At 68.3% G+C, this 12,486-nt stretch carries 9 protein-coding genes; 1 reads left to right on the forward strand and 8 read right to left on the reverse strand.

The window, feature by feature from the left end:
• Positions 1–13 precede the first annotated feature (13 nt).
• Positions 14–1,909, forward strand: a complete 1,896-nt coding sequence (locus tag ABD705_RS08460; RefSeq protein ID WP_344782520.1) for a DUF2207 domain-containing protein — start codon at positions 14–16, stop codon at positions 1,907–1,909.
• Between the two features lie 115 nt (positions 1,910–2,024).
• Here the strand turns inward: ABD705_RS08460 and ABD705_RS08465 are convergent, their stop codons facing one another.
• The 8 genes from ABD705_RS08465 to ABD705_RS08500 form a co-directional block, all read right to left on the reverse strand.
• Positions 2,025–3,461, reverse strand: a complete 1,437-nt coding sequence (locus ABD705_RS08465) for an HNH endonuclease signature motif containing protein (RefSeq protein WP_344782522.1) — start codon at positions 3,459–3,461, stop codon at positions 2,025–2,027.
• 327 nt (positions 3,462–3,788) lie between these two features.
• Positions 3,789–5,249 carry an aldehyde dehydrogenase family protein gene (locus ABD705_RS08470; protein ID WP_344782524.1) on the reverse strand — a complete coding sequence of 487 codons (1,461 nt, stop codon included), beginning with the start codon at positions 5,247–5,249 and terminating at the stop codon, positions 3,789–3,791.
• Between the two features lie 37 nt (positions 5,250–5,286).
• Entirely contained in the window at positions 5,287–6,225 is a 939-nt protein-coding gene (locus ABD705_RS08475; protein WP_344782526.1) for a LysR substrate-binding domain-containing protein, read from the reverse strand.
• Between the two features lie 63 nt (positions 6,226–6,288).
• On the reverse strand, positions 6,289–7,611 hold the full coding sequence (locus ABD705_RS08480; protein ID WP_344782530.1) for an MFS transporter: 1,323 nt from the start codon (positions 7,609–7,611) through the stop codon (positions 6,289–6,291).
• 52 nt (positions 7,612–7,663) lie between these two features.
• The gene (locus tag ABD705_RS08485) at positions 7,664–8,788 is read right to left on the reverse strand and encodes a CaiB/BaiF CoA transferase family protein (RefSeq protein ID WP_344782532.1); all 1,125 of its coding nucleotides are present in this window, start codon (positions 8,786–8,788) and stop codon (positions 7,664–7,666) included.
• Positions 8,785–9,975 carry a mandelate racemase/muconate lactonizing enzyme family protein gene (locus ABD705_RS08490; protein ID WP_344782534.1) on the reverse strand — a complete coding sequence of 397 codons (1,191 nt, stop codon included), beginning with the start codon at positions 9,973–9,975 and terminating at the stop codon, positions 8,785–8,787. The genes ABD705_RS08485 and ABD705_RS08490 overlap by 4 nt, the downstream gene beginning before the upstream one ends.
• Positions 9,976–10,001: 26 nt before the next feature.
• A complete protein-coding gene (locus tag ABD705_RS08495) occupies positions 10,002–11,216 on the reverse strand; it encodes a CaiB/BaiF CoA transferase family protein (protein ID WP_344782536.1) in 1,215 nt (404 codons plus the stop codon).
• Positions 11,213–12,430 carry an acyl-CoA dehydrogenase family protein gene (locus tag ABD705_RS08500; protein ID WP_344782538.1) on the reverse strand — a complete coding sequence of 406 codons (1,218 nt, stop codon included), beginning with the start codon at positions 12,428–12,430 and terminating at the stop codon, positions 11,213–11,215. Before ABD705_RS08500 ends, ABD705_RS08495 begins: the two co-directional genes overlap by 4 nt.
• Positions 12,431–12,486 lie beyond the last annotated feature (56 nt).

Consider the following 12,486-nt stretch of genomic DNA (forward strand, 5'->3'; position numbering starts at 1 on the left):
TAGGCTGGCAGGAATGCTCAAGACCCTGCGCGCCCTCACCCTCCTGATCGCCGTCGCGGCGGCATCCATCCTGCCCGTGCTGGGCGCGGGGCCAGCGGCTGCAGCGGTGTCCGTTCCCGCGGTGGCTGCCCCAGTTGCACCGGCCGCACCCGGGGTGCCCGCCGCGGCGGCGCCGACGGCCGGTCCGGTCGCCGGCGATGTGAACGATTTCACGTTCCAGAGCATGCACGCCGACTACACGATCGGGCGCGCCGACGACGGCACCAGCACGCTGAGAGTTGTCGAGACGTTCGTCGCGCTGTTCCCGAACAGCGATCAGAACCACGGGATGCGGCGCGTCGTCCCCGACAGCTACAACGGGCAGCCGCTGCAGCTGAAGCTGGTCTCGGTCACCGATGGCGACGGCCGCGTGCGGCCGGCCGAGGTCGAGCACGAGGACGATGCGTTCACGATCACCTCGCGCGCCGACGGCTTCGTGCACGGCGCGCAGACCTACGTGTTCACCTACACGCTGCGCCACGTCACCTGGACCTTCGCCGACACGGACGCCGACGAGTTCTACTGGGACGTCAACGGCAACGACTGGTCGCAGCCGTTCGGCGCGGTCTCGGCGACGCTGCACGTGCCCGCCGACCTTGCCGGTGCCCTGACCGGCCGGCGCAGCTGCATGTTCGGCGCCTACGGCGACACGACCCGATGCGACATCACGGCGCAGACCGCGGCCGATGGCTCGACGACGATCACCGCCGGAGCAGCACAGCTGCCGCCGCGGGCGACGGTGACGATCGCGGTCGGGTTCACGACCGGCACCTTCACCCCGTTCGACTCGTCGTATCTGGCCACCCCATGGGGGTGGCTGCAGGGTGTGGCCGGGCTCGGCGCGCTCGGCGTGCTCGTGGCCGGCATCGGCTATCGCAGGCGCAAGCTCGCCGATGCGGCCGGGCGGCCCACGATCATCGCCGAGTACACGCCGCCGCCGCAGATCGACGCGCTGCAGTCGGCGGTGCTGCTGGGGCAGAAGTCGAAGGCGATTCCGGCCGAGGTGCTCGAGCAGGCCGTGGTGGGCAGCATCCGCATTCTCGAAGGCGGGCGCAAGCTGTTCGGCGGCTACAGGCTGCAGGCGCAGCTGGTGGACCGGTCGCGCGCCGACGGCGACGGGCGGATGCTGCTGAACGGCCTGTTCAGCGGTGATGCCCACCCCGGCGCGACGTTCGAATTCGGCCGCACGGATCGGCGCTTCTCGGCGGCGGCGGTGAAGACCCTGGCCTGGGCGGACAAGAACCTGGTGGCGATCGGACTGCGCCGCAGGCCGGCCGGCCGCGGCCGCGGCCTGCTGGTGCTGCTGGCCGGAGCGTTCATGGTGGCGGCGGTCGGCTTCGGCGTGGCCGCGCTTGCCGCCGACACCGGCGGCGGACTGGCGATCCTCGTGCTGTTCGGCAGCGGCGCCGCTTTCGTCGTCACGGCGATGCTCACGGTGCGCAAGCCGCTGACCAGCGCGGGGGCGGAGGCGCGCGACCACCTCAGAGGGCTGCGCGAGTTCATCGAGTGGGCGGAGGCCGACCGCATCCGCATGCTGCAGTCGCCCGGCGGCGCCGAGCGTGTTCGGATCGACGCGACCGACCCGCGGCAGGTGCTGAAGCTGTACGAGAAGCTGCTCCCGTATGCGGTGGTGTTCGGACAGGAGAAGCGGTGGGCCGACCAGCTCGCCGTGCTGTACAGCGCCGGGTACGGGACGGCGGCGACGCCGTACTGGTACGCCGGCACGCACGGATTTGACGCGTCGTCGTTCGCGGCCGGGATCGGATCGCTGTCCACCGCGGCATCCTCGTCGTCGACCACGTCGGGTGGATCGGGCGGAGGCGGCTCCGCCGGCGGTGGTGGCGGTGGGGGCGGTGGCGGCGGCGTGTGAGCGCGTCGGTGCCTCGGGATTGACCGCCCGGCCCACCGCCCGGCCGTCCGCCCGACCCACCGCCCGGCCGCCCCACCGTCGCCGGCCCGGCGGTGCCGGCCCGACATAGCCGGCATCACATTCGGGCCAATCGGCGTCGCTGTCGGTCGTGCTGTGCGTGGAGTGATCCTCGGGTGGGTTGCCATCGGCGTGGCGGGTCGATCCATCCGGGTGCCCGTACCTGGGGCATCCCGTCGACCATGCGGATCTCCCAGCCGCTGAAATCCAGCGACCGGTGGTGCCACCAGCAGAGGTTGACGCCATTGTCGACGTCGGTGGGGCCGCCGCGGGAGTGCTCCTGCACGTGGTGGACTTCGCACCATTCGGCGGGCACGTGGCAGCCGGTGATGACACATACGCCGTCGCGGGCGCTGATGGCACGGCGCTGGGCGGCGGTGAAGATGCGGTTCGGAGCGCTGAGCTGAACGACGCGGCCGCTGTCGGTCACGACCAGGCGTTGGATGCCGCCGCAGCACGCGATGTGCCGGGCGACGAAGGCGGGCACGACGGCGTCGGTGCCGTCGACGAAACCGACACCGCCGTGCTGTTGGAGGTCGTCGGCCGAGATCGTCACGAGCAGGGTCGGTGGGGCGCCGCCGATCGATGGCGATTCGGCCGACCGGGCGGCGACGTTCAGGATCGACGCCAGCACGTCGTGCTGCTTCTGCGACCGGGTGCGGTTATCGGGTGCAGGACCGTACTCGGGGTATTCGCGGAAGACGACGCCCGGGTTCTCGGTGTGGTCGGGGGTGTGCGGGTTCAGGTGCGCGTCGATCAGCCGCTGGAACTGGGCGGCCACGTCGGGCAGCAGTCCGCCGTGGCAGGGCACCACGCCGTCGCGTTCCCGGCCGAACACGAACGAGCGCTGACGCAGCGCCTTCTCGTGCTCGGGCATCGGCCCGTCGGGGTCCAGCAGCAGCCGCCATACCTTCGCCTGCAGGCGGGTCTCGTCAGCGCACACCGGGGTCGCCGAGTCGGGTCCGGTGCCGGTCGCGGCGGCGACCAGCTCGCCCTCGGCGGCCGCAAGATGGGCCCGGTCGCAGCGGTCGGCGATCGGCCCGAGGGTGCGGGTGATGGCGGTGGCGCTGTCCAGACCGAGCCGACCGTCGGCGAGGGCGGTGCGGATGGCCGGGAACTCGGCCGGCCGCTGCCCACCGCCCAGGGTGGTGCGGCCGGCGACCCGGCGGGACAGCTCGATGCGGGCCGTGGCGGTGCCGGCAGCGGTGCCGGTCAGCCGGGCCAGAAGGTCGACGCCGTTGCGGCACCCGTTGCGGGCAGACAGCCGTTCCCGCTCAAGCTCGGGCCGTGAACGGTCGTCGATCTCGCGCGCGGCCGTAATGCGCAACGCGTCGCACCGGCGCCCGATCGACTCGGTGACCTTGGTGAAGGCGATGGTCGCGGCATCCGACAGCACTCGGGTCGTGTCGTCGTCCACGGCCGCGTGCAGGGCCTCGCCGAGCATCGCATCCAGCCGCGTGAGCTGCTCGAGCAGTGCGTCGGGTGCCGTGGTCATGCTCCCAATATAGGGAGGGCCTCCGACATTCGAATCGGGCAAACACCCGGTCACCGATGGTTTCTGTGGACAACCCCGCCAGCACCCGGCCTGTGCAGGAACCGACGCGCACGGGCAAGAGTAAGGGCCGATCGGAGAGGCTCCCGACCGGCCCTTTTCCCTTGCACCAAGAGTGTCCTGCAATCACATGTCGGTAGCTGCCACAGCAAAACAACTACCTGAAACCGACTATATAACGGCGAGGTAACGAGCGCCAGCTTTTTCGTTATCTTTCTGTGATTCTTTTCTCACTCATGGATTCGGCGCGTTCCAATTGCCGGCGGCGGCTCAGAACGGGTAGCGTTCCACGCTGCCCTGCATCGTGACCCACTGCGTCTCGGTGAACGTGTCGAGGTTCGCCTGCGGGCCTCCGAACCGTCCGCCGACACCCGATGCCTTGGTGCCGCCGAACGGGATCACGGCCTCGTCGTCGACCGTCGCGTCGTTGATGTGCACGGCACCGGATTCGATGCGGTCGCAAAGCTCGTATGCCGCATAGGGGTTCGAGGTGATGATCGACACCGACAGTCCATACTCGGAGGCGTTGATTGTCTCGATCGCCTCGTCGACGTCGTCGTAGACCTGCACCGGAGCGACCGGGCCGAAGATCTCGTCCGTCCATGCGGGATTGTCCACAGCGACATCGGCGAGCACGGTCGGCCGGTAATAGAGCCCGTCATAGTCGCCGCCCGCTGACAGTGTGGCACCGTGTTCGACGGCTGCCGTCACATAGCCGTGCACGCGGTCGCGCTGCCTGTCATCGATGAGCGGTCCCAGGGGAAGACCCTGCGTCGGGTCGCCCACCGGGATGCCGTTGGCCTTCTCCGCGAGCGCAGCCACATACTGCGCAGCCATCGAGCGGTGCACGAGGTGGCGTCCTGTGGTCATGCAGATCTGCCCCTGATGCAGAAACGACCCCCATGCGCCCACGGATGCCGCCGCTTGCACGTCTGCGTCGGGGAGGACGAGCATCGCGTTGTTGCCGCCGAGTTCCAGGTGCACCCGCTTGAGCAGCGGCGCTGCGGCGGCGCCGATCTTGCGCCCGGCCGCGGTCGAACCGGTGAACGAGATGCACGGCACGTCGGGATGAGTGACCAGGGCGGCCCCTATGGCACCGTCGCCGGGGAGCACATGAAGGACACCCGACGGCAGGCGGGCCTCTTCGAAGAGGGCAGCGAGCGCCAGGCCACCTGAAATCGACGTACGGGGGTCCGGCTTGAGGATCACGGCGTTGCCGACCGCGAGCGCCGGTGCCACCGAGCGCATCGACAAGATCGCGGGGAAGTTGAACGGCGAGATCACGCCGACGACGCCCAGCGGCACGCGGCGGGCGATCGAGGTGCGGTCCTTCACACTCCGCAGCAGCTCGCCATATGGATGCGACGCCAGCGCCGCAGACTCCTGCAGTTCCGTGACCACGAGCCCGACCTCGAAGCCGGCCTTGCCCTGGCCGGATCCGCTCTCGGGAACGAGGACATCGGTCAGGCGCGTGGGGTCGGCCTCGAGCAGTTGCGCGGCCTTGAGCATGACCGCCGCACGGGTGGAGTACGGCTGCTTGGCCCACCCCTTCTGCGCGATGGTGGCCGAGGCGACGGCGTGGTCGAGGTCGTCGAGTCCTGCTTGGGAGACAGTCGCGATGACGGCATCGGTGCCGGGAGCTTTGACAGTCAGCGGCCCGCCGGATCCCGCGCGCCAGCCGTCCGAGAACAGCGTCCCCTGCCAGAGGGGAGTCGTCAACAAGGTTGTCATGGTGATCAGTTCCTTTCGTGGATGTGTCGAGTTCGGGTCAAGCGGTGCCGCCGTCGCGCAGCACGAGGTCGCGGAAGGCCTGCGCAGGGCGGCTGAGAGATGCCGACGATCGCCAGGCGACGACGACGTCGACCGGGTCGACGATGCCCTCCGGCAGATCTCGGGTGGTGATTTCGAGCCCCTCATGGGTGACGTGCGTGCGAGGCCGCTGCATCGTGATCGACCAGCCCAGACCGCGACCGACCATCGAGCGGACGGTCTCGAAGTTCTCGGAGGAGTAGCGGACCTCCGGTGGCGTGATGCCGGTCGCCTGCCAGATCTGCGCGAAGTGCGCGGTGCTCAGCTGCGACTGCAGCGCGACATACGGTTCCCGGGTGAGGCGCTCGAGGTCGACGGGGGTCGTGGGGTCCGCGGCCCAGTGTGATGCCGGCAGCAGCACCCCGACGCGGCGCTGACCGAACGGAACCTTCTCGAGGTCGTCGCCGAGGTCGATGTCGTAAGACAGGAAGAGATCGATCCGGCCGGTGCGGACGTCGTCCGTGAGCTGGTCGGGGTGGTCCTCCTTGAATCGCACGCGCACGGCGGGATGGTCGGCGATGAAGGTGTGGATGAGTGCGGGCAGCACCGACGGCCCCATGCTGGGAAAGCATCCGACCGCGACCGAGCCGCGCAGTTCGCCACCCAGCCCCGCCTCGTCGACGAGGTGCGACGCGGTGGCGAGCACGGCTCGTGCGTGCGGGAGCAGTTCTCGGCCCAGAGAAGTGAGCTCTGCGCCATGCGCACGCCGCCGGATCAGCAGGTCGGCGCCGAGGACGCGCTCCAACTGGGTCAGCGACAGCGACACCGCGGTCGGAGAGACGTACAACACCTCTGCCGCTGCGGTCACCGAGCCCTCCTCGGCGGTCGTCACGAAGTACTCCAGCTGACGCAATGTGAACCCGGTGCCGGTGGTGAAGGGCGACTCGGGGGTGGTCATCGATTCCTCTTCCCGCCCGGTGACGCCGTTGCGGCGTCACCGGGCGATGCGGCGGCGGACTGGTCAGGATGAGGCGACGGTGTCGTCGATCTCGACGTGGCGGCTTTCTTTCGTGAAGAAGCCGAGCACGATTGCGCTGACCGCACAACCCGCAATCAGGAACCAGATGACGCCCTCGATCGCCCCACCCGACGATGCGAAGATGGTCGAGGCGATTACCGGGGTGAAGCCTGCGCCGATCAGCGCGGCCAGCTGGTAGCCCAGCGAGGCTCCGGTGTAGCGGGAGGTGGTGCCGAAGTTCTCCGCGAGGAACGCCGCCATCGGTCCGAACGTCAAGCTCTGCAGAATCGTCAGGGCCACGAGGAACACGGCGAACACGAGCCATGTGGTGCCGGCGGCCAGGGCCCAGAACAGCGGGAAAGCGAGCACCGCCATGCCGATGTAGCCGGCGAGCATCACGGGCTTGCGGCCGACGCGGTCCGACAGTGCGCCGAAGGCGGGGATCGCGACGGCAGCGAACAACTGGGAGAACGCGAACGCCCACAATGCGACCGGACGATCGACACCGGCGCCGACCGCATACGTGAGACCGAACGTCGAGAACAGGGCCTGGATCACGAACGCCCCAGCGCCGACCAGGCCGATCACGATCAGGGCGCGAGGACGGCGCAGCACCTGGGCGATGGGCAGACTGCGGGTGAGCGACTTCTGCGACTCGGCGGCCTTCATCGCCGCAACGAAGACGGGGCTTTCGGCGATCTGCGACCGGATGTACAGGCCGACCGCCAGCAGCACCACCGAGAACAGGAACGGTACGCGCCAGCCCCACGACAGGAACTGGTCCTGCGGAAGAAGAGCGAACAGTGCGAGGGCGGCGGTGCCCAGGAACGCGCCGGCCGGACCGCCCGCGTTCGCGAACGATGCGGCGAAACCGCGCTTGGACGTCTGGGCGTGCTCGAGGGACATGAGCGCTGCGCCGCCCCACTCGCCCCCGATCGCGATGCCCTGGACGAGGCGGAGCACCAGCAGCATGAGAGCGCCCCACATGGGTATCGCGGGCACGAGGCCGACGAGCACCGAGACGGCACCCATGACCGACATGGACACCAGAAGCATCCGCTTGCGGCCGATTCGGTCACCGAAATGGCCGAAGATGATGCCCCCGAGCGGGCGGGACACGTAACCGGCGGCGAACGTGAGATATGACGCGACGATCGCGAGGAGCGGATTGAGCGTCGAGAAGAAGACCGGAACGAAGACCGTCGCGGTCGCCGTCGCGTAGAGGATGAAATCGTAGAACTCGATCGTCGAGCCGAAGAAGCTCGACACGATCACCTTGTTGACCTGAGTCTGGTCGCCGCGCGTCGTTGCGCGTGTCTTTGTCATCTGTGACATTGTCTCTCTCTTCGTTGATGTGGACAGCTGTGTTGCGGATGGGCTAAGCCCGGGAAGACCACGCCGCGATCGCGTCGGCAGCGGAGACGGAACCGGGGGCCGATGGTGCGTCCGGCCGGCCCGGCGCAGTGCGGCTGAACCGCGGGGCGGGGGCCGGCTCGTAGGCGCCATCGCGTTCGAAGAATGTGCCTCGAGCCGCCAAGTGCGGCGATGTGGGTGCTTCGGCCATGGAGAGCACTGGAGAGACGCACGCATCGGTGTCGGCGAACCATGCTGCCCACTCGTCTCGAGTGCGCTTGCGGAAGGCGGCTGCCAGCCCAGTGCGCAGTTCCGGCCAGCGGGCCGTGTCCCACTGCCCCGGCAGCTCATCCGGTGCGAACCCGAGCCCGGCCGTCAGCTGTGCGAAGAAGGGCGGCTCCAGTGCGGCGACGGCCACGTGCTTCTCGTCGGCCGTTTCGTACACGTCGACGAATGGCGCGCCTGAATCGATCAGGTTTCGACCGCGTTCGTCCCGCCACGCGCCGCCGGCCAGCAGCGAGTACGGTGACGCCATCAGATGCGCCACCCCGTCTACGATCGCCGCATCGACGACCTGGCCCCGACCCGATCGCTGCGCCTCCCACAGCGCGGCGAGGGTGCCTGACACCAGGTACATCGCACCGCCGCCGAAATCGCCGACCAAGCTCAGCGGCAGCTGGGGCGGGCCGCCGGCCCGACCGATCGCGTGCAGAGCGCCGGTCTGGGCGATGTAGCTCGGATCGTGGCCGGCCCGCTGGGCAAGCGGCCCCGACTGCCCCCACCCGGTCATGCGCCCGACGACCAGCCGCGGGTTGCCATCGAGCAGGAGGTCGGGCCCGAGTCCGAGGCGCTCGAGCACCCCGGGACGGTAGGGGTCGAACAGCACATCGGCCTGTGCCGCGAGGTCGCGCACCTGTTCGACGCCTTCGCCGCTCTTCAGGTCGAGGGTGACTCGCTGCTTTCCACGCTGCAGGGTGTCGAACCGGGGGTCGATCGGCATCTCGAATCCGCCCTGAGCTCGGTCGATGCGCAGCACATTCGCACCCTGGTCGGCGAAGAACATCCCGGCGAAGGGCACGGGACCGATCCCGCCGAGTTCGATCACCTTGAGCCCGGCGAGCGGTCCTGTCCGGGCGGCAGGGATGGTCATACCAGAACCCGTGCGCGCTCGTCGCGGACGTGGCGGACCTCGCCGCCGAGGGTGCCGTTGGCGGCGATGAAGTCCTCGTTGAGGTCGATGCCGTACCCGGGGCCCTCGTTCGCGTACAGAACGCCGTCCTTGAAGACCGGCACCTGCTGGGCGATGTCCGCGGTGATGCGATGCTCGGCGTTCTCAAACTGGTTGTTGATGATGAGCGGTCCGAGGTTCTCGTGCGTGAACTGGGATGCCCACTGGTTCGACATCATGAGGTGGGCCGAGGGGCTCGCCTCCAGACCGGAGCCGATCATGCAGCCGCTCATCACCGGCAGGTCAGCGAGGCGGGCCATCGTCAGCCAGCGCTGGGCTTTGACGAGGCCGCCGGCCTTCTGCAGTTTGATGAACAGCCCGTCGGCGGCTCGACGGTCGATGATCTCCTTGAGGTGGTGCAGTTCCTGTGCGGATTCGTCGGCGAAGATCGGGGTGCCCACGCGCTGGCGGAGGCGCGCGAGGCCCTCGATGTCCCAGTGCGGCAGCGGCTGCTCGACGCAGTACAGGCCGTAGTCATCCAGCTTCCGGATGGTGTGCAGCGCCTGGTCATAGTTCCAGAAGCCGTTGATGTCGATGACAAGACGCACGTCCTCGCCGATGGCCTCGCGCACCGCCTTGACATTGCGCACGTCCTGCGCCTCGTCACCGCCGCTCTTGATCTTCACCAGCGAGAATCCGTTCGCTATCGCCAGCAGAGCCTGGTCGACGAGGAACTCCTCGGTGCCGGCGCCGGCGACCCACCCTTGGCGTGAGCCTTCGGTGGTCTTGCCGCCGAGTAGCTCATATACCGGGAGACCCGCGACCTTGCCTTTCAGATCGTGGAGTGCGAAGTCGACCAGCGCCTTGGCCTGGTTGTTGTCCCGCACGAACGTGTCCATCTCGCCGACGATCTTCTCGATGGCCAGCGGGTTCTGTCCGATGAGGAATCGGGGTGCGATGTGCTTCTCGATGATCGCCGCGATCGACTCGGGCGTCTCGCCCCGGTACCACGTCGAGGTGTCGCCGGAGTCGCCGATGCCGACGTGGCCCGTGTCGGTCGTGATGCGGATGACGATGCTGTGGATGTGGGTGATCTCGGTGCCGGGCATGTGGAATGGCACGACCAGAGGGGTGGAGACCGGGATGAGCTCGACGTCTGTGATCTTCATTGATGTGTCCTTCGTCTTGATTGTTTTCAGGGATGCGTCGTCTCGGCGGCGACGAGAGGTACGAGTCGTTCCGCGTCGAAGCCGATCTCCGCGAGGATCTCCGCGGTGTGCTCACCCAGCAGGGGTGCCCGGTGGCGCACGCGCCCCGGCGTGCGGGTGAGCTTTGTGACCGGGCCGGTCACGTGCGTGGTGCGACCGGTGCGCGGATTCTCGACTTCGGGCAGCATGCCGCGCACGGCGAAATGCGGGTCGGCGAAGATCGCCGCGGCATCGAGTACGGGTGCCAGCGGCACCTTTCCGCCGAGGAGGTCGACGAGTTCGGAGACGGTATGCCGTCCGACCCATGCACCGACGATGTCGTACACCGCTTCGCGGTTCTCCCAGCGGTGGTGGTCGCTGTCGAAGCGGTCGTCGCTGATGAGGTCCGGCCGCCCCATGATGTCGCACAGTTTCGCCCACTGGGCATTGTGCGGGGCGCCGAGCGCGACCTCACCATCCCGCGCACGCAGCGTGTCGAACGGCGCGAACCCCTGCAGCGCATTGCCCATGGGCGCCGGTGAAGTGCCGGTGGCGTCGAAGACGTTGACCACGATCTCACTGACGGCGAGCACGCCGTCGGTCATCGCCGTGTCGACGTATTGGCCGAGGCCGGATGTCTTGGCTTCGAACAGCGCCATCACGGTGCCCAGGGCTGCGAACAGCCCCGGAACGGTATCGCCGATGCCCGATCCGACACGCACGCGAGTGTCGGAATCCGGGCCGGTGATGCTCATGAGGCCTCCCATCGCCTGTGCGACGATGTCGAACGCCGGCCAGTGCGCATAGGGACTGGCGCCTCCGCGGGGGTCGCCGAATCCGCGGATGGATGTGTAGACGAGCCGCGGATTGATCTCGGCCAGCAGTTCGTATCCGAGGTTCAGTCGGTCCATGACACCCGTGCTGAAGTTCTCGACCAGGGCGTCGGCGCCCCGCACGAGCTCGATCAGGACCGCACGACCCGCCTCAGTCTTCAAATCCAGCACGATGGAGCGCTTGTTGCGGTTGGCGTTCTGGAAGACATTGCCGAAGTCGTGATGCGCGTCGTCGTCGGCGAATGGTCCCGTGTGTCGGATCATGTCGCCCCGGGGCGGCTCGACCTTTATGACGTCGGCGCCATAGTCGGCGAGGATCGACGTGCAGTAGGGGCCGGACAGGGCCTGTGTGAGGTCGATCACCCGCACGCCTTCGAGTGGCCCGGTCATTGCGTGTACTCCCGCCCGATCAGCGCGCGCGCGATGATCAGCTTCTGGATCTGTGGCGTTCCCTCGCCGATCTCGAGGCCCGACACGTCGCGGAACATCGACTGGAGGGGCAGCTCCTCCGAATAGCCCGTGTGGCCGTGCGCGATGATGCAGTCGTGGATCGCCGCCAGTGATACCTCCAGCGCGTACCACTTGACCATCGCCGCTTCGGTGGTGTGGTGTTCGCCGAGATCTGCCTTCGACAGCGCGCGGTAGGTGAGCCACCGCGCCGCCTCGAGTTTGGTTGCGTGTTCGGCGATCGGGAAGCTGACACCCTGGTAGGCGGCGATCGGTTTGCCGAACGTCGTCCGGATGCGGGAGTATTCGATGGTCATGTCGAGCGCCCTGCGGGCCACTGCGGTGGACATGAATCCGATGACCGAGCGCGTGTAGTCGAACTCAGCCATCACCATGCGGAATGCACCGCCGACGTCGCCGAGGACGTACTCGTCCGGGACGAAGACGTCGTCCATGAACACGGCCGAGCGCCCGAGCGGCTTCCACCCGGGGTCGTCGAACTGCTGCACTTCGATGCCGGGGGAGTCGAAGGGGACGAGGAAGCACGTGATGCCGCCACGGTGCTCTCGGCCGTCAGCGTCCACGTATGCGTCGGCCTTGGCGAGCGCGATGATCCCCTTCGAGTGCGGGGCGAACGTGATCGAGGTCTTCTCGCCCGAGAGGCTCCAGCCCCCGTCGACTCGAGCGGCCTTCATGCGCATCGCCGAGGCGTCCGATCCGCTGCCGGGCTCGGTCAGGCCGAAGGCGACGATGTGTTCCCCGGCGACGATGCCCGGGATCCACTCGGCGGCGAGGTGCGCCGGAAGGAACTTCTCCAGCAGCGGAGCGGTGAAGTTGCACGTGTAGGCGATCTGCGCCAGATAGAAGTTCGCGTAAGCGAGCTCCTCGTGCACGATGCCGAGGTGGACCTTGGTGAGCTCGCCGCCGAGCCGCCCCATCCCGCCGTACTCCTCCGAAGTGCCCAGGCCCAGCAGGCCCTGAGCGCCCAACGCGCGGGCGAGATGCCAGGGGAACTCAGTGCGGCGGGCGACCTCGAGGTAGCTGTCGGCGTGGCCGGCGGCGAACTCGCGCACCCACGCGGCGAAGTCCTGGTACTCCTCGGTGAACGCAACCGGCGGAGTGAGCGTGGGGGTGAGTGTGGTGGTGGGGGACGTCATGTCGCCTCCTCGTCGAGACATTCGGTCATCGCAGCGGCTGTGCTGCCAGACTCGAG

The organism is Microbacterium kribbense (genome assembly GCF_039537285.1).
GTDB classification, from domain to species: domain Bacteria; phylum Actinomycetota; class Actinomycetes; order Actinomycetales; family Microbacteriaceae; genus Microbacterium; species Microbacterium kribbense.